The organism is Amorphus coralli DSM 19760 (assembly GCF_000374525.1).
Taxonomy (GTDB): Bacteria; Pseudomonadota; Alphaproteobacteria; order Rhizobiales; family Amorphaceae; genus Amorphus; species Amorphus coralli.
On sequence record NZ_KB894572.1, the window covers coordinates 387,384 to 411,888 of the forward strand.

General features: G+C 68.6%; 23 protein-coding genes. 13 read left to right on the forward strand and 10 right to left on the reverse strand.

Features of this window, described 5'->3' with window-relative positions; genetic code table 11:
- The 6 genes from tssM (at window position 1) to C507_RS0109740 (ending at window position 7,532) form a co-directional block, all read left to right on the forward strand.
- Window positions 1–3,687 carry a type VI secretion system membrane subunit TssM gene (gene tssM, locus C507_RS0109715; protein WP_018699498.1) on the forward strand — a complete coding sequence of 1,229 codons (3,687 nt, stop codon included), beginning with the start codon at window positions 1–3 and terminating at the stop codon, window positions 3,685–3,687.
- Window positions 3,684–4,397, forward strand: a complete 714-nt coding sequence (tagF, locus tag C507_RS22360) for a type VI secretion system-associated protein TagF (protein WP_018699499.1) — start codon at window positions 3,684–3,686, stop codon at window positions 4,395–4,397. The genes tssM and tagF overlap by 4 nt, the downstream gene beginning before the upstream one ends.
- The gene (locus tag C507_RS0109725; protein ID WP_018699500.1) at window positions 4,381–5,100 is read left to right on the forward strand and encodes a PP2C family protein-serine/threonine phosphatase; all 720 of its coding nucleotides are present in this window, start codon (window positions 4,381–4,383) and stop codon (window positions 5,098–5,100) included. The genes tagF and C507_RS0109725 overlap by 17 nt, the downstream gene beginning before the upstream one ends.
- Window positions 5,101–5,222: 122 nt before the next feature.
- Window positions 5,223–6,134, forward strand: coding sequence for a serine/threonine-protein kinase (locus tag C507_RS20935; RefSeq protein WP_018699501.1), 912 nt, complete (start codon window positions 5,223–5,225; stop codon window positions 6,132–6,134).
- A gap of 97 nt (window positions 6,135–6,231) precedes the next feature.
- The gene (locus tag C507_RS20940) at window positions 6,232–6,642 is read left to right on the forward strand and encodes a hypothetical protein (protein WP_018699502.1); all 411 of its coding nucleotides are present in this window, start codon (window positions 6,232–6,234) and stop codon (window positions 6,640–6,642) included.
- A gap of 92 nt (window positions 6,643–6,734) precedes the next feature.
- Window positions 6,735–7,532, forward strand: coding sequence for a MinD/ParA family ATP-binding protein (locus C507_RS0109740; RefSeq protein WP_018699503.1), 798 nt, complete (start codon window positions 6,735–6,737; stop codon window positions 7,530–7,532).
- Between the two features lie 17 nt (window positions 7,533–7,549).
- On the opposite strand, the gene C507_RS22365 is transcribed toward C507_RS0109740, so the two are convergent.
- On the reverse strand, window positions 7,550–8,926 hold the full coding sequence (locus C507_RS22365; RefSeq protein WP_018699504.1) for a serine/threonine-protein kinase: 1,377 nt from the start codon (window positions 8,924–8,926) through the stop codon (window positions 7,550–7,552).
- A 210-nt stretch (window positions 8,927–9,136) separates the two neighbouring features.
- Between C507_RS22365 and C507_RS0109750 the strand changes: the two genes are divergently transcribed.
- The 5 genes from C507_RS0109750 to C507_RS0109770 are packed head-to-tail and all read left to right on the forward strand — an operon-like array spanning window position 9,137 to window position 12,810.
- Window positions 9,137–9,730, forward strand: coding sequence for a TetR/AcrR family transcriptional regulator (locus tag C507_RS0109750; protein WP_018699505.1), 594 nt, complete (start codon window positions 9,137–9,139; stop codon window positions 9,728–9,730).
- A gap of 1 nt (window position 9,731) precedes the next feature.
- Window positions 9,732–10,523, forward strand: a complete 792-nt coding sequence (locus tag C507_RS0109755; RefSeq protein WP_018699506.1) for an enoyl-CoA hydratase/isomerase family protein — start codon at window positions 9,732–9,734, stop codon at window positions 10,521–10,523.
- Window positions 10,524–10,550: 27 nt separating this feature from the next.
- Window positions 10,551–12,068, forward strand: coding sequence for an AMP-binding protein (locus C507_RS0109760; protein ID WP_018699507.1), 1,518 nt, complete (start codon window positions 10,551–10,553; stop codon window positions 12,066–12,068).
- Window positions 12,065–12,448 carry a MaoC family dehydratase gene (locus tag C507_RS0109765; RefSeq protein ID WP_018699508.1) on the forward strand — a complete coding sequence of 128 codons (384 nt, stop codon included), beginning with the start codon at window positions 12,065–12,067 and terminating at the stop codon, window positions 12,446–12,448. The genes C507_RS0109760 and C507_RS0109765 overlap by 4 nt, the downstream gene beginning before the upstream one ends.
- On the forward strand, window positions 12,445–12,810 hold the full coding sequence (locus tag C507_RS0109770; protein WP_018699509.1) for a hotdog family protein: 366 nt from the start codon (window positions 12,445–12,447) through the stop codon (window positions 12,808–12,810). Before C507_RS0109765 ends, C507_RS0109770 begins: the two co-directional genes overlap by 4 nt.
- A gap of 4 nt (window positions 12,811–12,814) precedes the next feature.
- Here the strand turns inward: C507_RS0109770 and C507_RS0109775 are convergent, their stop codons facing one another.
- The 9 genes from C507_RS0109775 to C507_RS23600 all read right to left on the reverse strand — a co-directional run bounded on the left by C507_RS0109775 (window position 12,815) and on the right by C507_RS23600 (window position 23,167).
- Window positions 12,815–13,621, reverse strand: a complete 807-nt coding sequence (locus C507_RS0109775; RefSeq protein ID WP_051089737.1) for an alpha/beta fold hydrolase — start codon at window positions 13,619–13,621, stop codon at window positions 12,815–12,817.
- A complete protein-coding gene (locus C507_RS0109780; protein WP_018699511.1) occupies window positions 13,618–14,679 on the reverse strand; it encodes a branched-chain amino acid ABC transporter permease in 1,062 nt (353 codons plus the stop codon). The genes C507_RS0109775 and C507_RS0109780 overlap by 4 nt, the downstream gene beginning before the upstream one ends.
- 7 nt (window positions 14,680–14,686) lie before the next feature.
- Window positions 14,687–15,715 (reverse strand): branched-chain amino acid ABC transporter permease, encoded by a 1,029-nt coding sequence (locus C507_RS0109785; protein WP_018699512.1) that lies wholly within the window; start codon window positions 15,713–15,715, stop codon window positions 14,687–14,689.
- A complete protein-coding gene (locus C507_RS0109790; RefSeq protein ID WP_018699513.1) occupies window positions 15,712–16,437 on the reverse strand; it encodes an ABC transporter ATP-binding protein in 726 nt (241 codons plus the stop codon). Before C507_RS0109790 ends, C507_RS0109785 begins: the two co-directional genes overlap by 4 nt.
- The gene (locus C507_RS0109795) at window positions 16,430–17,197 is read right to left on the reverse strand and encodes an ABC transporter ATP-binding protein (protein ID WP_018699514.1); all 768 of its coding nucleotides are present in this window, start codon (window positions 17,195–17,197) and stop codon (window positions 16,430–16,432) included. Before C507_RS0109795 ends, C507_RS0109790 begins: the two co-directional genes overlap by 8 nt.
- Window positions 17,198–17,360: 163 nt before the next feature.
- Window positions 17,361–18,551, reverse strand: coding sequence for a substrate-binding domain-containing protein (locus tag C507_RS0109800; protein WP_018699515.1), 1,191 nt, complete (start codon window positions 18,549–18,551; stop codon window positions 17,361–17,363).
- Between the two features lie 355 nt (window positions 18,552–18,906).
- Window positions 18,907–19,548 carry a maleylacetoacetate isomerase gene (gene maiA / locus C507_RS0109805; RefSeq protein ID WP_018699516.1) on the reverse strand — a complete coding sequence of 214 codons (642 nt, stop codon included), beginning with the start codon at window positions 19,546–19,548 and terminating at the stop codon, window positions 18,907–18,909.
- The gene (locus C507_RS0109810) at window positions 19,545–20,252 is read right to left on the reverse strand and encodes a fumarylacetoacetate hydrolase family protein (RefSeq protein ID WP_018699517.1); all 708 of its coding nucleotides are present in this window, start codon (window positions 20,250–20,252) and stop codon (window positions 19,545–19,547) included. Before C507_RS0109810 ends, maiA begins: the two co-directional genes overlap by 4 nt.
- 161 nt (window positions 20,253–20,413) lie before the next feature.
- Window positions 20,414–23,167 carry a benzoate-CoA ligase family protein gene (locus tag C507_RS23600; protein WP_018699518.1) on the reverse strand — a complete coding sequence of 918 codons (2,754 nt, stop codon included), beginning with the start codon at window positions 23,165–23,167 and terminating at the stop codon, window positions 20,414–20,416.
- Between the two features lie 114 nt (window positions 23,168–23,281).
- Here C507_RS23600 and C507_RS20950 point away from each other — a divergent pair, with 114 nt between their 5' ends.
- The gene (locus C507_RS20950) at window positions 23,282–23,692 is read left to right on the forward strand and encodes an acyl-CoA thioesterase (RefSeq protein ID WP_018699519.1); all 411 of its coding nucleotides are present in this window, start codon (window positions 23,282–23,284) and stop codon (window positions 23,690–23,692) included.
- On the forward strand, window positions 23,689–24,504 hold the full coding sequence (locus tag C507_RS0109825; RefSeq protein WP_018699520.1) for an IclR family transcriptional regulator: 816 nt from the start codon (window positions 23,689–23,691) through the stop codon (window positions 24,502–24,504). The genes C507_RS20950 and C507_RS0109825 overlap by 4 nt, the downstream gene beginning before the upstream one ends.
- The last annotated feature ends 1 nt before the right edge of the window (window position 24,505 follow it).

A 24,505-nucleotide genomic window follows, 5' to 3' on the forward strand; every position in this document is an offset into this window, starting at 1 on the left:
ATGCTGGGTGCTCTGATACGCGAACTGTTCCGGGTCCGGACGCTGATCTTCCTGTTCGCCCTCGCGGCGCTGGCGCTGGTGATCTGGTTCTTCGGCCCCGAATTCTCGCTCATGGGCGGGCATCCGCTGGCATCCGCCTCGGCGCGGATCGGCGTGATCCTGGGCCTCGTGGTGTTCCTGCTGTTCGTCGGGCTGGTCCGCTTCCTGCTGATCCGCCGGGCGAACTCGCGGCTGATCAAGAACCTGATCGAGTCCGACGAGCTGGCCACGCTGGCAAGCTCCGACCGCGACGACGAGCTGGAGATCATCCGCGAGCGGTTCCAGCACGCGCTGGAGGTGCTGAAGGGCTCCACCATCAGCGGCAAGCGGGGCGCGAGTTTCCTCTACGAACTGCCCTGGTACGTGCTGGTCGGCGCTCCGGGGACCGGCAAGACCACCATCCTGAGCAACTCCGGACTGGAATTCCCGCTCTCCGACCGGTTCGGCTCCGAGGCGGTGCAGGGCTTCGGCGGCACCCGTCACTGCGACTGGTGGTTCACCGACAAGGCCGTGCTGATCGATACGGCCGGCCGCTACACCACCCAGGACGTCAACCGCGACACCGATCGGGCCGCGTGGCTGGGCTTTCTCGACATCCTGCGCACCCACCGGCGCCGCCGACCGATCAACGGTGCGCTTCTGCTGGTCAGCGCCGCCGATCTCCTGAACCGCAGCGACACCGAGCGCCGCATGTTCGCCGATACGCTGCGACGGCGCCTGCAGGAGCTGGTGAAGGCGTTCGAGGTCAGCGTCCCGGTCTACCTCGTGGTGACCAAGGCGGACCTGATCTCCGGCTTCTCCGAATTCTTCGACGACATGCGCGAGGACGAGCGCGAGCAGATCTTCGGCGTCACGCTGCCGGCGGAAACCTCGCCGACGCAGGTGCCGCTGGAGGTCGATCACCGGCTCGGCGAGTTGTTCGCGCGGGTCGAAGCCATGGCGCCCGACGTGCTGCATGCCGAGCGCGACACCGAGCGTCGTGGCCGCATCTTCCTGTTCCCGCGGGAACTGGCGGCCTTCCAGGGGCTGCTGACCGGCTTCGTCCGGGACGTCTTTCGCACCAGCCGCTACGAGAAGACGCCGCTCCTGCGCGGCGTCTACCTGACCAGCGGGACCCAGGAAGGCACGCCGATCGACCGGCTGCTCGGCGCCTTCAGCCGCCGCTTCGGACTGGCGCCCGGCCAGGTCGTGCCATACTCGGGCCGGGGCAAGGCGTTCTTCATCCATCGGCTGCTGACCGACATCGTCTTCCAGGAAGCCGATCTGATCGGCACCAACCGGCGGCTGGAGACCTCGCTGGCGCTGCGCTACGGCTTCGGCTACGCCGCCGCGATCCTGCTGTTCATCGTGTTCGCCGGGCTGTGGGCGAAGGTCGTCGACCACAGCAATGACCAGATCGCGGCGGTCAGTCAGGAGCTGAAGACCACCGAGGTGGCCATCAAGGGGGTGGGCGCCAACCCGACATTCGAGCAGATCCTGCCCGCGATCGACTCCGTTTCCCGTCTGGAAGAGGAAGCGCGAGAACCCGGCGCCCTGCCGATCGTCGGCGGTTTCGGGCTGGACGCGAACGCCTCGCTCGGACCGGCGACGGATCGGCTCTACCAGACGGTCCTGGCCAAATATCTGCTTCCGGTGGTCTCCGATCGGCTGGCGGGCCGTCTCGCGCTGCTGACCCAGAGCGAGAACCCGAGCGACATGCCGGCCCTGCGCCAGTCGCTGAAGGCCTACATCATGCTCAGCGACTCCTCGAAGTTCGACCCGGACTTCATGCTCGACACGCTGAAGACGGAAGCGCAGCGTCTCTACCCGCTGCAGCCCGACCGGCAGCAGATGCTGATCAATCAGTTCACCGCGCTGGTTGCGGAGATGCCGCAGCCGGTCAGCGTCAACCAGGGCATCATCAGCGCCGCCCAACGGCGGCTCGCCACGGTTCCGCAGACCGACGAGATCTATGCCGCGCTGGTGCGCAAGGCGAACGCCGACAGCTCGCTGCAGCCGGTCATGCTGACCAGCATCATCGGCACCGTCGCGCTCACCACCGATCCGGCGAAGATCCAGTCGAAGCAACCGATCCTGCAGATCCCAGGCCTCTACACCAAGGACGGCTTCTACAAGTTCTTCCTGATGCAGGCGCCGAACATCGTGAAGGACTCGCTGAACCAGGACTGGATCGCCGGTCGGCAGGCGCAGAATCCGACCTACCAGTCGGTGATGCAGTCGCTGGTGAACCAGTATGTGAGCAACTACATCTCGATCTGGCAGAACGCCATCGACCAGGTCACCGTGGTAGACTTCGATTCCGTGCAGCGGGCGCAGCAGGTGATGAAGGTGCTGGCGGCGCCCGACACGCCGCTCATCGAACTGGCCAAGGCGGTCCAGACCAACACCCAGCTTCCCATCCCCGGCAGTTCGTCGACCGGCGATTCCAGCGGCGACAGCGGCGGGTCGGGCGGCGGCGACGGATCGGGGGGCGGCGGTGCCGCCGGTGGCTCGGGCGGAAGCTCGGGCGGCTCCGGCAACCCGGTGACCGCGGCGGTCAAGGGTGCGGCGGGCAAGGCGGCGGGCGCAGCCGCCCAGCAGGCCTTCGGCGACATGGCCTGGCCAGGCGACCAGATCGCCCGGCCGTTCGCGTCCGTCGTGGCGCTGCTTGGCAATTCGTCGGCCAGCCCCGGCGGAGCCGCAGGCGCATCCGCGGCGCCTGCAGGGACCACCACGCTGCCGCAGCTCCAGCAGCTCATCGGCTCGGTCTTCGGCACCATCGATTCCATCGCGGCCGCGCCGGACGCCGGTGCCGCGGCGCTGCAATATGTCTCCAAGCGGGCGACGGACCAGTCCCATGACGCGCTCAGCCAGTTACGCAGCCAGTCGGCAACGCTGCCGTCGCCCTACGGCTCGATCATGTCCGACATTTCGGTCCAGTCCTGGCGCGTGCTGATCGGACTCGCCTACCAGAACGTCAACACCAACTGGCAGCAGCAGGTGATCCCGGCCTGCAGCTCGCTGCTCGACGACCGCTTCCCGATCTCCAATTCGAGCAACGAGGTGACGCTGGCCGACTTCACCGAGATGTTCCGGCAGGGAGGGACCATCGACCAGTTCTACACGACCTACGTGAAGCCGTTCGTCAAGCAGCAGGGCAGCCAGCTGGTGGCCGCGAGCTTCGACGGCCAGACGATGGGCTTCTCCGATCAGACGCTGGCCATGTTCCAGCGAGCGGCGCAGATCCGCGCGGCCTTCTTTGGCGGCGGCGCAACGCTCGGCGTGAAGTTCTCCATTACCCCGTCCTTCCTGTCGCCGGACGCGCTGCGCTCGGTGTTCACCCTCGACAAGACGTCGATCACCTACCGCCACGGCCCGCCGCGCACCACGGATCTGAGCTGGCCGACCCTGGGCGATGCCAGTACGTCGTCGGTGATCATCACCCTGGTCGAGGGCGGGACGGTCAAGGAGCAGCGGACTGGAGCGTGGGCGCTGTTCCGCCTGCTCTATACAACCGGCATGAGGCGGTCGGGCGCCTCCGACCAGTACACCTTCTCCGTCTCCAACAAGGACGGCGCGCGCGCCGACTACACGGTGCAGGCAAGCTCGGTGGTCAATCCGCTCGCACCCGGCCTCATCCAGGGCTTCCAGTGCCCGGGCCAGCTATGACCGGCGGCATTTACGGCAAGCTGCCGTCGGCTGCGGACTTCTGCCGGAAGCGCTTGCCGAACACCTTCGTCGAGCCCTGGGATCGGTGGCTCCAGGAAAGTCTTTCGGCGGCCAAGGAGTCGCTCGGCGAGGCGTGGTCCAAGGCCTACCTGTCGAGCCCGCTGTGGTGTTTCGCGGTGGATCCGGGGGTGGTGTCGGAGGTCGGGTGGACCGGCGTGCTGGCGACGTCGGTGGACTCCACCGGTCGCTACTATCCGCTGACGCTCGCCGTGCCCGTCGAGCAGCTGCTTCCGTGCCAGACTCTGGCCCAGCATCTCCAGGTGCCGCTCCGCGAGCTGGAGGAGGGCGCGCTGGCCCTGATCGAGGGGCACCAGACCGTCGACGAGGCCCTCGGCCTCATCGACCGCATCGGGAAGGGGCTGGACGCTCTGGACACGCTGGGCGACGAACCCTCGGTCTTCCGCAACGCCTATGGCGGCGAACTCGGCACGCTGCAGACCAACCCGCTGTTTCCGCCGGTGAACGAGCTGCGCCGATCCGGATATACCGGATACGCGCCGGCGCAGCGGCCGTCCAACTCCAGCGTCTGGTGGCACTATGGCTGGCCTGGCCGATCGCCGGAAGCGGTGAAGACCCGCGGCCTGCCCGCTGCCGCGATGTTCGGCTCCTTTCTCGACGGACGCTGGAAGCATCATGGCTGGAGCCACTGACGCCTGGTCCGGGCCGGCCTTCCGCGTCGCCGCGTCGAGCCGCTGCGGCCTGCGCCACGACGTCAACGAGGATGCCTGCCTGACCCTGCCGGAACGCGGGCTGTTCTGTGTCGCCGACGGAATGGGCGGTCATCTGGACGGCCAGCTCGCCAGCCTGTCGGTGGTCCGCATCCTCGACCGCATGGTGGGGACCGGTCCGCTGGAGGAGCGGGTGGAAACGGTGGAGCGCAGCCTCACCCGCATCAACACGGCGCTGCGCAACGAGGCGGCAAAGGGGGGGCTCGCCGCCATCATCGGCGCGACGGTGGTCGCGCTGGTCCTGGATGCAGACTATGCCGTCTGTCTCTGGGCCGGGGATTCCCGCTGCTATCTCCTGCGCGACGGTCACCTGTTCCAGACGACCCGGGATCACGGCGCGGCGGCCTCCGGCGATCAGCGACGCACCAATGTCGTCACCCGGGCCATCGGCTCGGGCGGGGTCCTGCAGCTCGACCGGGTGGTGCTCGAGGTGGAGGAGGGCGACATCTACCTGTTGTGCTCCGACGGCGTTAGCGACTATCTCAGCCCCGACGACATCCTCGCCTGCCTCGCGGAGGGCTTCGACGGCGCGACCGATGCGCTGGTGGAGGCGGCCGTCAAGAGCGGCTCGCGCGACGACATCACGGCGGTCCTCGTGCGGGTGGATGAGGGGCACGCCGGGTGAAAGGCGATGGCGTTGCAACGGACAGGGCACGGAACGAGGCGAGCACGGCGCAAGCCGGCTGCCGCTTGGCGTGCCATGGGCGAGCCGGAGAGGACCGGGGCGGACCCGGTGCCGGCTGACGCATGAGTTCCGGTGAACCGCAAGGCCGGCCGCTGCCTCTGCCCCTCGGCTCGATGCTGCGCGGTCGCTACGAACTCGTCTCGGTGCTTGGCCGTGGCGGGATGAGCACCGTCTACAGCGCGCTGGACCATTTCCGCGTGCGAGCCGCCTCGCAGGTGCCGCTGGTGGCGATCAAGATCCTCAACGAGGATCCGTCCATCAGCGCGGAGATGCGCGAGCTGATGCACCGCGAGGCGCGGCGCATGCAGGAATTCGTGCACCCGGCCATCACCCGCGTCTACGACTGGGACGAGGACGCGGGCCGCTCCTTCATCATCATGGAGCAGCTGGAAGGGCAGACCCTGAGCCGGATGCTGCGCAAGCGCGGAGCCGCGGACCCGGTGTCGCGGGTGACCCGCAACCGCATCGTGGCCGATATCGGCGCCGCCCTCGACTACGCCCACGAGCGCGGCGTGGTCCACTCCGACGTGAAACCCGGCAACATCTTCGTCACCACCTCCGGTGCCGCCAAGCTTCTGGATTTCGGATTCTCCTATGCCCACGAGGCGGTGGACCTGAGCGAGGAGGACGACCGGCCGACCATCGCCTATTTCGGGCACGTGGGCGCGCTGACGCCGGCCTACGCCTCGCTGGAGATGCTCCTCGGCATGGTGCCGGCCCCATCCGACGACGTCTATTCGCTGGCGGTGGTCGCCTACATGCTGGCGGCCGGCAAGCATCCCTACGAGCAAAACTCCGTGCGCTGGGCCATCAGCAACGGCCGCGAGCCGGAGCGTCCGGACGGGCTGGGCAAGCGCCAGTGGCGCGCGCTGAGCCAGGCGCTCGCCTTCGAGCGCGGCGAGCGCACCCCGGAAGTGCGCGAATTCGTGGACGGGTTCACCGTGGAAAGCTGGTGGCAACGCTGGCGCGGCTAGCCGGCCGGCAGGGCTGTGCGGCAGCGAAGGGGTCATGCAAAGTGCGACCAGCTCCGGCATACTTGCCCGGCCCGTCCTCCAACCGGCAGAAGGCGTCATGACCAACCTCGGAGCCAGCCTCGATCGTCTCCGCGCCCTCTCGCAGAAGGTCGCCCAGGGCGACTACGACGTGTTCGAGGAGATCGCCGAACTGGCGGCCGACGACGCGGCGGGGGAGCTGCACGGCCTGGCCGAGGCGTTCGGCATGATGGTGGTGCGCATCGAGGCACGCGAGTTTCACCTCTCCGGCGTGATCGACGAACTGACCGAGGCACGGCGGCGGCTGGAGGATGCCCGGCAGCGGCTCGAAAAGGAAAACGGTTCGCTGAAGGCGCAGGTCAGCGAATTGCGGATCCATGTCGATCGCGAGAAGAAGGAGCAGGAGGTCGAGGCGATCGTGGAGAGCGACTACTTCAAGGATCTGCAGCGCCGGGCGCGAACCATGCGGGCGCGCCATTCCGGCGAGTGAGGGTTGCAGCAGCGCGGGCGGTGATAGGCTAACCTGCGCGTCCGGGCACGCCGGAGCGCGAAAGGGTCGCGAGCAAGCGAGGGACGGGCCACTTGGCTGAGACACGGACGATCTCGATCCACTCCTACCGGGGTGGGACCGGCAAATCCAACATAACGGCGAACGTGGCGGCAGGCCTGGCCCGGCGCGGCAAGCGGGTCTGCATCGTCGACACCGACATCCAGTCGCCGGGCATCCACGCCCTGTTCGACGTCGATCCGCGCACCCTGCGCCACACGCTGAACGACTATCTCTGGGGCCGCTGCCGGGTCGAGGAAACCGCTGTCGACGTGACCGCAGCCGTCAACGAGGAGGCGGAAGGCAGCGGCCGGCCGCCGATCACCGGAACCGTGATGCTGGTGCCGTCCAGCCTGAGGACCGGCGAGATCGCCCGCATCCTGCGCGAGGGCTACGACGTCAACGCGCTGAACGACGGCTTTCGCGACATCTGCGGGGCGCTCGACCTCGACTACCTGCTCATCGACACCCATCCGGGCGTGAACGAGGAGACGCTGCTCTCCATCGCCATATCCGACTGCCTGCTCCTGGTGCTGCGCCCGGACGTGCAGGACTATCAGGGCACCGCGGTGGCGCTGGAGCTGGCGCGCCGACTGGAAGTGCCGCAGCTCTTCCTGGTGGTGAACAAGGCGATGTCGTCGCTGGACTTTTCGGCGGTCTCCGACCGGATGCTGGCCACCTACAAGTCGCCGGTGGCGGCCGTTCTGCCGCTGTCGGAGGACCTGATCCTGCTCGGCAGCAACGGGCTGGCCAGCGAGCGCCACCCCGACAGCGGGTTCAGCCAGGGCATTCAGAAAATCCTCGACCGGATCGAGGAAGGCGAAGAGGCGTAGGCCGCAAAGCCACCGTTCTAACGCCGGAACCAGCCCTTGCGGTTGCCCTGCAGCCTGTCGGCGAAGTCCTCAATCGAGGCAACCCGCTCCGCGGGGTCGAAGGCGAGCGCCTTGAGAATCGCATTCATGACCCGCCGGTCGACGTCCGGGATCGGGGCCGGGCGGGCCCCCCGGTCGCGCATGTCGATGGCGGTGCCCTCGCCGAACGGGTGATCGCCGGCGAGCATCTCGTAGGCGACGCAGGCGATGGAAAAGACATCGCCGGCGGCGGAGCGCAACTGGCGTTCCATGACCTCCGGCGCCGCGTAGCGGGCGGTGAAGGAGGCGAGCTGGTCGACATCGAAGATCGGCAGCGTCGAGGCCGAGGCGATGCCGAAGTCGAGAAGCTTCGAGACCCCGTCGGACGTGACGAAGATGTTCGACGGCTTCACGTCGCAGTGCAGGATGCCGCGGTCGTGGGCGAAGGCCAGGGCGGTGAGGATGCCATCCAGGATGGTGTGCATCTCCGCCTGGGTCATGACCGTCGGGCGGGCGTCGAGGATCTCGTCGAGGGCGCGCCCGCGCAGCATCTCCATGACGATGAAGGCGTCGGAGCCGTCGCGGTCGAAATCGTAGACCTGGACGATGTTCGGGTGGGCGAGCGCCTGCACCTTGCGGGCCTCGGCTTCAAGGGTGCGAAAGGCGCGGGAATCCTGTCCGAAGGTGCGGTCGAGCACCTTCACCGCCACGTAGGGGTGGCCGTCGCCGGCTTCCAGCCGCCGCCGGTCGACGGCGGCGAAGACGGTGCCCATGGCGCCGCCGCCGATATCGCGGTCCAATACGAATCGGTCCTTGAGCAGGCTGCCGACACCGGCCCGGCCCCCGGCGGTTCCGGTGAAGCTCGTCTTGCGGCCGCCCACCGGGCGCGTCCCCGTTTCCGCCTGATAAGCGGTCTTGCGCATGCGGGCGCCGACGAAGGCCGACATGAAATGATCGAGGTCGGCGTCGTCCTGACGGTCGGCGGGCGCATCGCCGCGCAGCGCCTTGTACTCCTCCACCAGCGCCTGAAGCACCACGTCGTCGACCCGGTCGTCGATGGCCGAGCGCTCGTAGGACGTGTCGCGGCCGATCTGGTCGCGCCGGACCGTGTCGTCATCGCCCGGCTCGTCATCGCCGGGAAGGGGCTCGACCGCGCGCGGCCGCGCCGCCACCTCGTCCATGATCATCGCCACGAGATCGTTGGGCAGCCGGCCGACGGCCTGGTACTCCCCCAGCACCGCCCCGATGGAGGTGGTGTCGTCGGTGCCGCTGGCGACTGCGGTGCGCAGATCCTTGACCAGCCGCGCAAAGGGCAGCCGGCCCGCGAGGAAGGCGTCGAGCTGCGCGCGATGCGCTCCCTGTCCGGCCTCACTCATGTCCGACCCACGTTCCGTTCGCACCCTGTCCGCGGTGATCATGTGTCTCCGCGCCCGCCATGTCCAGCAGCGCAGGCCCATTGGCCGTGCGCGATTTGCGCCAGGCGGCTGCTCCGGGTGTGGCATGGCGGCGTGACGCCTTGCCAGAGCGGCAACGATGCGGCTAACATGACGGCTGATTCATGTTTCATGTGGGCAGCGTGAGCGACCATGGTGGCCAGGCCGAAACCCAAGACCGCGCGCGGTGAAGCCACCCGGCGCGCCATCCTCGAGGCGGCCGAGTCCGTCATCGGCACGGCCGGCTACAATGAGGCCTCGATCGCCGAGATCACACGGCTGGCGGGCGTCGCCCAGGGCACATTCTATATCTACTTCAAGGGCAAGGAGGAGATTTTCCGCGCCCTCGTGCTGGAGATGGGCCGGCGGTTGCGCGGCGCGCTCAGCGACGCCATCGAGGCAAGCCCGAACCGGGTGGCGGCGGAGCGCGAGGGCCTGCGCACCTTTCTCACCTTCGTCTCGGCGCATCCGGAACTCTACCGGATCGTGCAGGAGGCGCTGTTCGTCGATCCCGACGCCTACCGGACCTACTTCCAGACTTTCGCCGACGCCTACCGCGACGGTCTCGAGGCGGCCGAGGCGGCCGGCGAGATCCGGCCCGGCGATACCGAGGTGCGCGCCTGGGCGCTGATGGGCATGGCCAAGTCGCTCGGCGAGCGGGCGGTGGTCTGGGGCGACAAGCGGCCCATCGACGAGGTGGTGGAGGCCGCGCACGACCTTATCGTCAACGGGCTGGGGCGGGGCTGAGATGGACCACGTCCGGCTTTCCTGGCGGGACCGGGTCGCAACGCTGACCCTCGACCGGCAGGGGCGTCACAACGCGCTGGTGCCGGATCTTCTTGATGACCTGGTGGCCGGTATCGGCGCCGCGCGGGTTGAAGGGGCGCGGGCGCTGGTGCTGGCCGGCGCCGGGCGAAGCTTCTCCACCGGCGGCGATGTCGGCGCGTTCCTGGATCATGCCGACCGCGCCGAGACGCTCGACGCCTACGCGGCGCGCACCGTCGGCACGCTCAATACCGCGATTCTCGCGCTGCTGGCTTTCCCGGCCCCGGTAATCGCGCGTCTGCACGGGCCGGTGACGGGCGGCTCGGTCGGGCTGGTGCTCGCCGCCGACCTGGTGGCGATGGCGCCGGAGGCGTTCATCCAGCCCTATTATTCCGAGGTCGGGTTTGCGCCCGACGGCGGCTGGACGGCGCTCCTGCCGGACCGGGTCGGTGCGGCGGCGGCGATGGCGATCCAGGCGCTGAACCGGCGCATCGACGCGGCAGAGGCCGTCCGCCTGGGACTTGCGACGACGGCGGTGGCAAGCGACGGGATCGATCCAGTCATCGACGGCTGGCTCGACGCGCTCGCGTCGAAATCCGCCGAGACGCTGGCCGCCACCCGCCGCCTGGTGTGGGACGAGGCGCGGCTTGCCGGCGTGGCGAAACGGCTCGAAGCCGAGGAGCGCGCGTTCCGCGCCCTGGTCGGCCGGCCGGAGACGATCGAGCGCATGCGGACCTTCACAAGCCGCCGGAGAGCGGCCGCCGGAACGCCATGATCAGGGCAGACTGAGGGGGAGGAGCCCTTGGACTTCGTTACCGACTTTTCGGCCAAGCGCGCGGAGCTGACGCCCGATCGCTTCGCCTTCCTCGATGCCGCCAATGGCGGTGCGATGAGCTTCGCCGGCGTCGACTGCCGGGCCAACCGGCTGGCCGAGGCGCTGGCCGGTCTCGGGCTGACGGCGGGCGAGCGGATCGCCGTTCTGTGCCACAACCGGGCGGATTTCTTCGTGCTCCTGTTCGCCTGCATGAAGGCGGAGCTGGTGCTTGTGCCGCTCAATTGGCGCCAGCCGCCGGCGGAGATCGGTCCGATCCTCGCGCGCTCCGGCGCGCGGCTGCTGTTTCACGATGCCGCCAATGCCGACACGGCGAATGCGGTGGCCGCGGACCAGGGGCTGGCGCGCGTTGCGATGGACAAGGGCATGGAAGCCGACCACGCCATGGCCGCCCTGCAGGCCTCGGCATCGGGGCGTCCGTACGGCCCCGGCCGCCGGCGTTCGAGCGACGTCTGGTATCTCCTGTTCACGTCGGGCACCACAGGCGAGCCGAAGGCGGTGATCTACACCTTCGGCATGGCGTGGGCGAACGCCATCAACTACAGCCAGCCCTCCGACCTCGCCGCCGCCGATATCTCCATCAATTTCCTGCCGCTGTTCCACACCGCCGGGATCAACCTGCCGACCCTGCCGCTGTTCCTTTCCGGCGGGATGAGCCACGTGCTGCCGAAATTCGAGCCGGACGCGGTGCTCGATCTCATCGACGCCGGCGCGTTGACCCACTTCTTCGGGGTGCCGGCCATCTACCAGGCGATCTCGCTGTCGGAGCGCTTCGAGACGCTCTCCTTCGACGGCGTGCGCTTCTGGGGATGTGGTGGGGCGCCCCTGTCGGCAGCCCTGATCCGGCGCTTCGCCGACCGGGGCGTTGCCGTCTGCAACGGCATGGGCATGACAGAGACCGGCCCGACGCTGTTCCTCATGGATCCGGCGCATGCCGCCGCCAAGATCGGCTCGGTGGGAAAGGCGCAGATCCTGTCGGAGGTCCGCATCGTCGGTCCCGACGAGACGGCAATCGAGGGCGAGGGGGAAGGCGAGTTGCAGGTGCGCGGTCCCAATGTCACGCCCGGCTACTTCGAGAACGACGCGGCGACGCGGGCCGCCTTCACCGAGGACGGCTGGCTTCGGACCGGCGATGTCGCGCGGCGCGACGACGACGGCTACGTTTTCATCGTCGACCGGATCAAGGACATGTACATCTCCGGCGGCGAGAACGTCTATCCGGCCGAGGTGGAGCGGGTGCTGTTGGCCCACGAAGCGGTGCTCGAGGCCATCGTCGTCGGCGTCGACGACGAGACCTGGGGCGAGGTCGGCCACGCCTTCCTGCTGCCCCGGCCCGGCTGCTCCATCGATCCGGATGCGCTGCGCGCCTGGTGCCGCGAGCGCCTCGCCGCCTACAAGGTTCCGAAACACGTCAGCATCGTCGACGACTTCCCGCGCACCGCCGCCGGCAAGGTCCAGAAGCACGTCCTCAGGAAGGAGCGGGCATGAGCGCCCCCACCACGACCGCAGGCGCCGTGGAGGCGCGCTGGACGCCGAGCCAGGCGGAGTTCGACCTGTTCGCCGAGCTGTCCGGCGATGACAACCCGATCCACGTGAACCCAACCTTTTCCGCCCGCACCCGCTTCGGCCGCACCGTCTCGCACGGCATGCTGATCTACAGCCGGGTCTGGGCGCTGGTGCGCGCGCGCTGGCCTGGGGCCGACCATGCCGGGCAGACGCTGATGTTTCCCAACCCCGCCTTCGCCGACGAGCCGCTGGTGATCCGGATCGCGCCGGAGGAGGGCGGCACGCTCGCCGTTGCTGTGAGCCGGGAAGCGGACGGGGAGATCGTGCTGCAGGGTGCCTGCACGCTCGGGAGGACGGCATGATCGAGATCGGTGAGACGGCGGAGACGAGCCGGGCCTATGGCCGCGCCGACGCGGAGACCTTTGCAAGGCTTTTGGGCGAGGCGGGGCTTGCCATCGAGGCGGTGCCGGAGCCGCTGATCGGGGCGCTGTTTTCCTATCTCCTGGGGGTGAAGCTGCCGGGCTTCGGCACCAACTACCTGAAGCAGGAGATGACCTTCCTGAAGCCGGCCCCGTTCGACGAGACGCTCACGGCGTCGGTGGAGGTGACGCGGGTACGGGCCGACAAGCACCTGGTCGATCTGGCCACCGTCTGCCGGACGGAGAGCGGCGAGGAGATCTGCCGCGGCCGGGCGCTGGTGCTGGTGAAGGACGTCGGTATGTGAGCGCTTAAACGGTCGCGGAAAACGCCCGCAGCACGGCCGCGAAGCGCTCGGGCTCTTCCAGATTCGGCGAGTGGCCGGAGTTCTCGAATGTCTCGATGCGGGCGTCCGGGATCATGCCGGCGAGGCGCTCAGCCACCTCGGGCGCGTAGATCCGGCTTTTCGCGCCATGGGCCAGCAGCGTCGGCACGGCGAGGTTCGGCAGCAGCGACCGGAAGTCCTGCTCGGCGAGCGAGGCCCACATGGCGGCCATCATGGCCGGATCGTTGGCGCGGACGTCGGCGAGGAGCGCGGCCGTCTCGCCGTCCTTCGGCGCCACGCCGTCGGCGAACATGTTCTGGGTCAGCGTGCCGGCATAGGTCGGCCAGTCCATCGCCATCAGCCGCAGGGCGAGACCGTTCTTGCCGGCATCGAAGCCACCAAAGATGCCGCAGTCCCAGGTCTCGTCGTTGAGGATCTTCGCCGTCATGTCGAGGACGACGAGGCCGCCGATGCGGTCCGCGCCATGGCGCTCGATCATCGAGAAGGCGACGTGAGCGCCCATCGACCAGCCGACCACGATGGCGTTGGAGAGATCGCGGGAGCGCATCAGTCCGGCGCACGCGTCCGCCGCTGCCTCGATGGTGAGGTCCGGGCCGGTGCGGCCGGTTTCGCCATGGCCCGGCAGGTCGGGAGCGAGGCAGTGGAAGCCGTCGGCAAGCGCGGCCATCTGCCGGTCGAAGAAGCCGCCATGGCAGCTCCAGCCGTGCAGGAACACGACCGGTCGGCCCGATCCGGCCTCGCGCACGTGCAGCATGCCGTAGGCTGCGCTCACGCGGCGCGCCCGCGCAGGCGTCCGACGATGCCGGTGGGGAAGAAGTAGACGGAGAGGATGAAGAGCACGCCGAGCCAGAGGAGCCAGCGGCCGGGATCGAGAAGATCCGGCAGCAACGGGATCGCGGATGTTGCGTCGGACGCCGCCCCCATCAGGTTCTGCAGGTAGGTCTGCGCTAGGATGAAGAGGGTCGCGCCGATCACGGCCCCGTACATGGTGCCCATGCCGCCGATCACAACCATCAGCAGGATGTCGATCATGATCTCGAAGGATAGGGTGGTGGCCGGGCCGGTGTAGCGCAGCCAGACGGCGATCAGCACCCCGGCGAGCGCCGCCATGCTGGCCGACAGAACGGTGGCGGCAGTGCGGTAGACCACGACCCGGTAGCCGATCGCCTCGGCGCGGAAGGCGTTCTCGCGCACCGCCTGCAGCACGCGGCCGAAGGGCGAGTTCACCATCCGCAGCATCACCAGGAACAGGACCAGCGAGGAGACGAAGACGAAATAGTAAAGCAGCAGCTTGCCATCGAGGCGGACGCCGAAGAGGCGCCCGTCCATCAGCTTGGTGGCCGGCTTGAAGACGCCCGGGATGGCGTAGTTGAGCCCGTCCTCGCCGCCGGTGAGCCAAGACATCTGCGAGACCAGAACGGCGAAGGCGCTGGCGACGGCAAGCGTCACCATGGCGAAGAAGATCGCGCGCACCCGCAGCGAGAAGAGGCCGATCAGCAACGCCAGAACCATGGTCAGTGCCACGCCTGCGGCGCCGCCGACGAGGATTGAGGTGAAGCTCGGCCCCCAGGCGGAAATGGCGATGGCGACGCCATAGGCGCCGATGCCGAAGAACATGGTGTGGGCGAAGGAGACGATGCCGGTGTAGCCCAGAAGCAGGTCGTAGCTCGCCACCAGCACGATGAAGATGCAGATGCGCGCCGCGGTTTCCAGCGATCGCGTGCCGGGAAACAGGAAGGGCGCGAAGGCGAGACAGAGGAAGATCGCCAGCAGCACGATCGCCAGGATCGGGCTGCCGGGACGGTCGCCGGAGAGAAGCCTTGTGATCATCGCCGCCTCACTTCGCCTTCACGACCGGGTAGAGCCCCTGCGGCCGCCACATGAGCACGATCATCATCAGCGCGATGGTGGAGACCAGGGCGAGCTTGGGGAACAGGAAGGCGGCGTAGTTGGACAGGAGCCCGACCAGCATGGCGCCGATGAAGCAGCCGCCGACGGAGCCGAGGCCGCCGATGATGACCACGATGAACACCAGCACCATGATCTCCGAGCCCATGTGGGCGGTAATGGTCTGCTGGTAGAGGCCCCACATGACGCCGCCGAGGCCGGCCAGCGCCGAGCCCGCCATGAACACGCCGAGGAAGAGCCGGCCGATCCGGTAGCCGAGCGCCTCCACCATCTCGCCGTTCTCCACGCCGGCGCGCACCAAGAGGCCGATCTTGGTGCGGTTGAGGATGTAGGTCATGGCGGCGAACAGGACGAGGCCGATGACGACGGCGAGCAGCCGGTACTTCTCCACCAGCGCGGTGCCGACGATGTAGGAGCCCTGCAGCGTCTCGGGTCGGGAGATGTGGATCGCGTCCGGCCCCCAGATCACGTGGATGAGCTGCTGGGCGACGATCAGGCCACCCATCGTCACCAGGATCTGCTTGAGATGGCTGCCGTAGACCGGCATGACGATGACCCGCTCGAAGGCGTAGCCGAGCAGGCCGGTGATCCCCATCGCCGCCAGGATCGCCAGGAAAACGGCGGCGAGGTTGATCAGCACGGACGGATCGGAGGTCCAGCCGGCCAGCAGGCCGAGCACGGTGAAGCCGACGAAGGCGCCAACGGTGACGAAGGCGCCGTGGCCGAAATTGATGACGTCCATCAGCCCGAAGACCAGCGTCAGGCCGGAGGCCATGATGAAGATCATCATGCCCATGGCGAGACCGGCAACGGTGAGCGTCACCCAGGTGGGAAAGCTGCCGATGGAGACGAAGCCGGCAAGCGCCAGCACCGGCACGAGCGCCAGCGGCGCGCGTTCCCGCGCGATCTCCGACAGGCTGGGCCGTTCGAACTTCGGGCGGATCGCGGTGCCGCTCACTGGTGCGCCTCCAGGCTGAGCCCCATCAGCCGCTCCTGCATGTCCCGGTCGCCGGCAAGCTCCGCCATGGCGCCGGAATGGACGATGCGGCCGTCGTCCATCACCGAGACGGTGTCGCCGACCCGGCTGGCGAGCTGGAAGTTCTGCTCCACCAGGAGGATGGTGGTGTCGGTCTCCTTCAACTCCTGCAGAGCCTTGCGGACGGAGACGATGATGGCCGGCGCCAGACCCTTGGTGGGCTCGTCGACGAGGACGAGCCGGCGCGGCTCGATGATGGCGCGAGCAATCGACAGCATCTGCTTCTGGCCGCCGGACAGCGTGCCTGCGGCGCTGTCCCAGAAGGTCTTCAGCGGCGGGAACAGGCCGAACAGCCAGTCGAGCCGGTCGGAGGCGGGCGGGCCGGAGGTGGCGGCGAGCACCAGGTTTTCGCGCACCGTCAGGTCGGAGAAGATGCCCATGTTCTCCGGCACGTAGGCGATGCCGAGCCGGGCGATGTCCGGGGTGGCGAGCGCGGTGATGTCGCGCCCGTCGAACCGGATCGTGCCGGAGGAGGCGTGCCAGAGGCCCATGATGGTGCGCAGCGTCGTGGTCTTGCCGGCCCCGTTGCGGCCGAGCAGGACCGAGACGCCGCCGGCCGGCACCTCGAGCGTGACGCCCTGGAGGATGTGGTACTGGTCGATGTGGGTGTGGACGCCGTCGAGCGTCAGCAGCGGCTCAGGCATCCTCCGCCTCCACGCCGAGATAGGCCTGCTGCACGATGGGCGATGCGATCACCTCCGCCGGGTCGCCGTCGGCGACGAGCTGGCCGTTGTGCAGCACCATGATCCGGTCGGCCAGCGAGCGGATGACGTCCATCTTGTGCTCCACCAGCAGGATGGTGCGGCCGGGATCGGCCTTCATCGCGGTGATGAGGTCGAGGATGACCGGCACCTCGTCGACGCTCATGCCGGCTGTTGGCTCGTCGAACATCAGAACGTCCGGATCGAGCGCGATGAGCAGCGCGACCTCCAGCTTGCGCTGGTTGCCGTGCGACAGGAACGCGACCTTCTGATCGGCCACGTCATCGAGCTGCACCTGGGCGAGCACGTGGTCCGCCTTCTCGATGAGCTCGGTGTGGCGCGCCGCCATGGAGAAGAGGTCGAAGCCCCGGTTGGCCTTGGCCTGTACCACCAGGCGCACATTCTCGCGCACCGTCAGGTTCGGAAACAGGTTGGTGAGCTGGAAGGCCCGGCCGATGCCCCGGCGGGTCCGCTCCGCGACGCCGAGCCGGGTGATGTCCTCACCGTTGAGGAGCACCTGGCCGCGGGTGGCGGGGAGCTGGCCGGAAATGAGGTTGAAGTAGGTGGTCTTGCCGGCGCCGTTCGGGCCGACGATGGCCGTCAGGCTGCCGCGGGCGAAGGTGGCCGAGACGGCATCGACGGCAACGTGGCCGCCGAAGCGGATGGTGAGGTCGCGGGTCTCAAGGACCGGATGCTCGCTCATGGGGCGGATGGCCTTCGCGCGGCGGGAGCGGGAGGAGGGGCGGGGCGATGACGCCGCCCCGCCGGGGCTGGAGCCACCTGGGTGGCGCAGGGTGCGAGCGGACGACCGGTTCTCCCGACGCAAGTTCGGACGGAGAACCGGGTCCCGCTTTTCCCGGAATGGCTCAGTCGCGCACCGGGATGTCCATGTCCTCGATCTTCAGTTCCTTGACGAGCACCGGGATGCCCCACGGCACGTCGTCCTTCACGTCGATCTTGAAGTGGTACATGGACTGGAGCGCCTGATGGTCCTCCTTGCGGAACATCATGGTGCCCTTCGGCGTCTCGAACTCCATGCCTTCCATCGCCGCGATCAGCTCGTCGGTGTCGGTGGAGCCGCCCGTCTTTCGGACCGCCTCGACGATGGCCAGACCCGCCGCCATGCCGCCGGCGGTGAAGAAGTCCGGCGGCTCGCCATAGCGCTTCTGGTGCTCGGCCACGAGCCAGTCGTTGATCGGGTTCTTGGGGATCTCGTAGTAGTAGTAGGTGGCGCCTTCCATGCCGGGCAGTTCCTTGTAGGCGGCCATCGCCGCCAGGATGTTGCCGCCCGTTGCAATCTCGATGTCGAAGCGCTCCGGCGCCATCGCCTTGATCTTGCCGATCGGGTTGTTGCCGCCGGCCCAGATCACGAACAGGAACTTGCGGCCGTCCTCGTCCTTCAGCGCGTCGAAGATGCGCTGCGCGGAGGCGGTGAAGTCCTGGGTGTCGGTGGGGACGTATTCCTCGAACACCAGCTCGGCGCCGGTGCCGTCGAGCGCGTCCTTGAAGGCGGCGACGCCGTCGCGGCCGAAGGCGTAGTCCTGGGCCAGCGTCGCGATCTTCACGTTCTCGCCGCCCAGCGCGACGGCGTTGGCGATGGCGTCCTGGGAGGAGTTGCGGCCGGTGCGGAAGATGTAGCGGTTGCGGTTGGCGCCGGTGATGGAATCGGCGACCGCAGGCTCGACGATCAGAACCTTCTCGTATTCCTCTGCGACCGGCAGCATGGCCAGCGCCACGCCGGAGGAAACCGGCCCGACGGCGATGTCGACCTCGTCGTCGCCATAGGCCTCGGCCAGCGCCGCCTTGCCGACGTCTGGCTTGCCCTGGGTGTCCTTCTCCAGGACCTCGATGGTGCGGCCGTCCACTTCCATGGTGCCGTCGGTGGCGTATTCCAGCCCCATCATCAGGCCGATATGGGACTGCTTGCCGTAGGCCTCGAGCGCGCCGGTCTTGCCGTAGACGTGGGCGATCTTCAGCGGCTCGGACTGGGCGGAAGCGGCGGTTGCGCCGGCAAGAAGCAGCGCGGCAGCCGACGCGGCTGCGATCAGGCGTTTCATCTGGAATCCCTCCCTGTGGGTGTCCATGCGGCGCGTCCGATGCGGACGGAAAGCGTCTCCCCCGCGCGGTCGATCCGACCCCGGCCGGCCTCTTACGGGCCGCACCGGCATGGGTCTATTATGACGCATGATTCATGTTTCATGTCAACGCGGGCGGACAGGGCCCGGGTGCCGCGGGGATCCATGCTGGCGGTCGCGGTTGGCAGAAGGATGAACGGGCCGGGAGGGCCCGGAGGCTGAGCCGCCGCAGGGCGTGGAGGGCCGGCGTGTGAGCGGCGGGGAGGCCACGAAAAACGGCGGCGCCTAGGGGCGCCGCCGTCGATCTCGACATCGCGATGGATCAGAGACAGGCGCCTCAGGCGTCCGCGTCGGGCTGCTTCGACGGATGCGCGTCGGCGAAGGCCGGCAGGGCCTCGCAGGCCTCGTGGATCGCCCGCACGCGCGGCATGTCGGTGAGGTCGACGCCGAAGCGCTCCGCCGAGAACACCTGCGGCACCAGGCAGATGTCGGCGAGCGTCGGGGTCTCGCCGAAGCAGTACGGCCCGCCCCGGTGTTCGCGGGCGAGCAGCGCCTCGCAGGCGGCAAGCCCGTCGCCGATCCAGCGCTGGCACCATGCGTCGGCACGCGCCTGGTCCTGGCCGAGCTCGGTCTTGAGGTATTGCAGCACGCGCAGGTTCTGGAGCGGATGGATCTCGCAGGCGATGACCTCCGAGAAGGCGCGGATCTTGGCCCGCTGCACGGCGTCGCCGGGCAGCAGCTTCGGTTCGGGGTGCGTCTCGTCCAGCCACTCGATGATGGCGAGCGACTGGGTGAGCACCGTGTCGCCGTCCTCCAGGGCCGGGACCAGCCCCTGCGGGTTCAGCTCCCGGTAGGCCTCGGACTTCTGCTCGCCGTTCCTCAGGTGCACCGGACGGAAATCCACCTCGATGCCCTTCAGGTTGAAGGCAATGCGGCAGCGATAGGCCGACGAGGAGCGGAAGTAGCCGTGGAAGATCATTCCGGGTCACCGATCGTCAGCGAAATCCCGGCGAGGCCGTCGATGCCGCCCGCCAGAACGTCGCCGGCGACGACCGGGCCGACGCCCGCCGGCGTGCCGGTGTAGATCAGGTCGCCCGGGATCAGGTGGTAATAGCCGGAGAGGTGGCTGATCAGCTCCGGCACCTTCCAGATCAGGTCCTTCAGGTGGGAGTCCTGCTTGGTCTCGTCGTTGACGGTCAGCCAGATGCGCTGGCGGCCGATCTCGCCATAGTCGGCCGCCTTGGTGATCTCGCCGATGATGGCGGACTTCTCGAAGGACTTGCCGAGGTCCCACGGGCGGCCCTTCTCGCGCGACGCGAGCTGCAGGTCGCGGCGGGTCATGTCGAGGCCGGCGGCATAGCCGTAGACGGCGCTTGCGGCTTCCTTCTCGTCGGCCTTGAAGACCGGCTTCCCGATGGCGACCACCAGCTCCATCTCGTAGTGGTAGTTCTGGGTGCCCGGCGGGTAGGGGATCGTCGCGCCGGTGTGGACGATCGCGCTGGCCGGCTTGGTGAAGTAGAACGGTGCCTCGCGGTCGACCTCGAAGCCCATCTCGGCGGCGTGGGCGGCGTAGTTGCGCCCCACGCAGAAAATGCGGTGGACGGGATAGGCGGAGGCCTCCCCCTTCACCGGGACGGCGGGCGTGGCCGGTACGTCGAACAGCATCGGTGTCTCCTCGTTCATCGCGTTCGCTCCCGGCGATGGCCCGGCGTGCGCTGCACGCCGGTTGGTCTCCTGGCCGGGACGGCGGATCCTTCTCCGCCTTCATGCGTCATTTCAGGGAAAACGTGAACCCGTGACGGTGTCCGGGGTCGCGTCGGTGGGAATGGACAGGGCGGGCCGCGTCATCCGCTTTCGCCGGCCTTCAGGAGCGCCTGCCGGTCGATCTTGCCGGTGCCGGTCTTCGGCAGCTCGCTCACATAGTCGACGATGCGCGGATATTTGTAGGCGATCAGCGCCCCCTTCACGTGGTCCTGCAACAGGCGGGTCTCGTCCGGACCGGGCGCGTGGCCGGCCCTCAGCGCCACGACCGCGCGCAGGGTCATGCGCCGGTCCTCCAACTCGTGCGCCAGCACGGCGCACTCCTGGACGTGTGGGTGCTCGTTAAGGCAGCGTTCCACCTCCAGCGGCCAGACCCACTGGCCGGACACCTTGATGAGCTCGTCGGCGCGGCCCTGGAAGAAGTAGAAGCCGTCCTCCTCCACGAACCGGTCGCCGGTGTAGATCCAGTCGCCGCGCATGGTCGTCCCGGTGGTTTCCGGCCGGTTCCAGTAGAGCGGCGCGGAGGAGTGGCCGCGTACCCACATGACGCCTTCCTCGCCCGGCGCGCTGTCGCGACCCTCGGGATCGCGCAGCACCACCTCGTAGCCCGGCACACGCCTGCCGGCAGAGCCGAGGCGCTGTGCCTCCTGGGTGTTCGACAGGTAGACGTGCAGCAGCTCGGTGGAGCCCAGCCCTTCCACCGGCCCCTTGCCGGTCAGCTCCTTCCAGGCGTTGAAGACGTCCGCCGACAGGATTTCCGCCGCCGAGACCGAGAGCCGGATGGAGGAGAGGTCGCGGCGGCCGGCGCTCTCGGCACGGGCAAGCGCCGTGTAGAGGGTCGGCAGGCCGAAGAGGACGGTGGGCCCGAACTCCTCGACGACATCCAGCACCCGCTCCGCCTCCGGCCGGCCGGGCATCAGCACGGTGGTGGCGCCGACGGAAAAGGGGAAGGTGAAGGCGTTGCCGAAGCCGTAGGCGAAGAAGATCTTCGGGATGGAGAAGCAGACGTCATCCGGAGACAGCTCCAGGATGTGGGTGGCGTAGGACGCCTGGGTGTAGGCCATGTCGTGGTGAAGGTGGACGATGCCCTTCGGCCGGCCGGTGGAGCCGGACGAGTACATCCAGAAGGCCATGTCGTCCGGGCCGGTGTCGGCGCAGGCCAGCGTCTCCGGCTGACCGGCGAGGAAACCGGCCGCGTGCTCGAAGGGGCCATCGAGCGGGCCGGAGCCATTGGCCAGGATGGTGCGCTCCAGGCCGTTCGCCCGCATTTCGTCGTCGCGGAAGATCTCCGCCAGCGAGGCTTCGCAGAGGGCCAGCCGGGCACCGGTGTCGGCCACGAAGAAGCGCAGCAGGTCTGGCGTGGCCTGGGTGTTCAGGAGTACCGGCACGAAGCCCGCCCGGACAGCGCCGAAGAAGGCGGCCGGATAGACCGGCGTGTCGTCCAGGAAGAAGACGATGCGCTCGCCGCGCCTGAGCCCGGCGGCGGCGAACGCGTTGCCCCATCGGGATGCCTCGGCACACAGCGCGCGGTAGGTCATCGATCCGGCCGGCCCGGTGACGGCGACCGCGTCGGGATTGCGCGCCAGGTTGTCGAACAGGACCGCGCTGCAATTGGGGTGATCGGCCTTGCAAAAGCCGATCTCGGCGTCGCCGGGCGTATCCGTGACGGGATCGGCAATCGCGGCCGGGACACCCGCCGAGGCGCCGGCCTTGTGCGCCTCGTAGGCCGCCATGAAGCCCGGAGCGAGGCGGCGCAGCCGGTCCATGTCCACCCGGCCGGAACGGGTGATGTAGGAGAAGGCGAAGTCGAGCGGGTCGCGCTCCATCCACTCCGGGAAGCGGTCGTACCAAAGCGCGGAGGTGTTGGCTGCGTCGACGATCTTCTTCGCGATCGGCTGGCGCTCCGCCTGATAGGCGGCGAGCGCCGCATCGACGCTCTCCTCCGCCCGCAGCGCCTTCACCAGCGCGATGGCGTCTTCCATGGCAAGCCGGGTGCCGGAGCCGATGGAGTAGTGGGCGGTGTGGACGGCGTCGCCCAGCAGCGCACGGTTGCCGGCGACCCAGGTCTCGCACCACAGGCGCGGGAAGCGCCGCCAGATGGAGTTGTTCGCGACCAGCGGGTGTCCCTGCAGCGTGTCGGCAAAGATCCCCTCGCAGACGCGCGCGGTCGACGCCTCGTCCATGCCGGCGAACCCGTACGCCTCGAAGGTGGCGGCGTCGCACTCGACGATGAAGGTGCTCATGCCCGGCGCGTAGCGGTAATGGTGGGCGTTGAAGGTGCCGCGATCCGTCTGCCGGAAGGTCTGGGTGAGGGTGTCGAAGGGGAGCGTGGTCCCGAACCAGGCGAAATGATTGTCGAAATGCTCGAGGGACGGGCGGAAGGCGGCCTCGTCGGACTGCCGCACCAGCGAGTTCAGACCGTCGGCGCCGATGATCAGATCCGCCTGAAGGGCGTCGACGCTGTCGATGCGCCGGTCGAAGGCCACATCCACGCCGGCGTCGCGGGCGCGCGCCTGCAGGAGTTTGAGGAGTTCGAGCCGGCCGATGGCGGAGAAGCCGACCCCGTCGATGGTCACCGTCTCGCCCCGGTGGACGAGGGTCATGTTGGACCAGCGCTCCATCTCCGGCGTGATCAGCGCGTGCGTCGCCGGATCGTCCGCTTTGAGGAAGTCCAGCGCCTGTTCGGAAAAGACGACGCCGAAACCGAAGGTCGCCCCGGCGGGGTTCTGCTCGGTGACGCGAACGCGCGCGCCGGGAAAGGCCTCCATGAGAAGAATGCCGGCATGCAGGCCGGCCGGCCCGCCCCCGAGGATCTCGACGGACGATAGCGACTTCACGGCGGTTCTCCCTCATGCCTTATTGACGACGCGGCATTGCGCCGGACCATAGGGCGTGATTGCATTTGATGCAATTGCTTGCGTATTGTGAAAATCAGAAGGACCGATTGTTCCATGTTCCAGACGTCGTACGTGATCCGCTTCGGCGACTGCGATCCGGCCGGAATCGTCTTCTATCCCAACTATCTGCGCTGGTTCGACGCGACCTTCCACGCGCTGCTGCGCAGCCGCGGGCGGGGTCATCAGGACCTTTGCGCGGAGCTGGGAATCGTCGGAATGGGGCTGGTCGAAGTCGGTTCGAAGTTTCGCTCGCCGGCGACCGACGGCGACGAGCTGACCGTGGCCGTCACCGGTGCGGAGTGGCACGACCGGGCGGTCCGCTTCGCCTATCGCGGCAGCGTCGGGGACCGGGTGGTGCTGGAGGGCTTCGAGACGCGTGGCATGTTCGTGCGCAAGGGCGAGGCGCTGGGGCTGTCCTCCACCGCGCCGCTGAAGGCCTATCTCGAGCAGCCGGCGGTCACATGAGCCGACGGGCGAAGGACGACGAGGCGCACTCCGGAGACGCAACCGGCGGCATCCAGTCGCTGGACGCCGCACTGCGCGTTCTGATGGCGATGGGCCGGCTCGACGGGCCGACGACGCTGACCGATCTCGCCCGCGAGTGCGGCATGCCGGTCTCCAAGGTGCACCGCTATCTCGCCTCCTTCCAGCACGCAGGCCTGGTGCGCCAGACAGGCCGCTCGGGGCGCTACGACCTGGCGAGCGGCGCCATCGAGCTGGGCCTTTCCGCGCTCAACCGGCACGACTTCGTCAATTCCACCGCCGACGACCTGGCCGGGCTCGCCGCGGACACAGGCCTGACGGCGCTGCTCGTGGTCTGGGGCAATGCCGGTCCGACGGTGGTGCGCTGGGAGCGGGCCACGGCGTTCGTGGTGACGTCGTTGGGGCTCGGGACGGTGATGCCGCTCCTGTCGTCGGCCAGCGGCCGGGTCTTTCTGGCCTGGCTACCCGACAGCGTCACCGCACCGCTCCTGAAGCGTGAGCTGGGGCGCGCCAGGGCACGCCCGGAGCTGGTGGCCGACATGGAGCCGACGATGAAGGGCGCGCGGGTGCTCGGCGAACGCATCCGGGCAGCCGGGCACGCCACCGTCGACGGGCGTTTCATCCCGGGGCTGGTGGCCGCATCGGCGCCGATCCTCGACTGGCAGGGCCAGGCGCAGGCCGCCGTCACGCTGATCGGCACCGATCCCGCCGACATCGCCGAGGGCGCAGCACCCGTGGCGGCGCTCACCGCCTTCTGCGCCCGGCATTCGGTGGGGGCGGGGCAAGGCAGGTAGG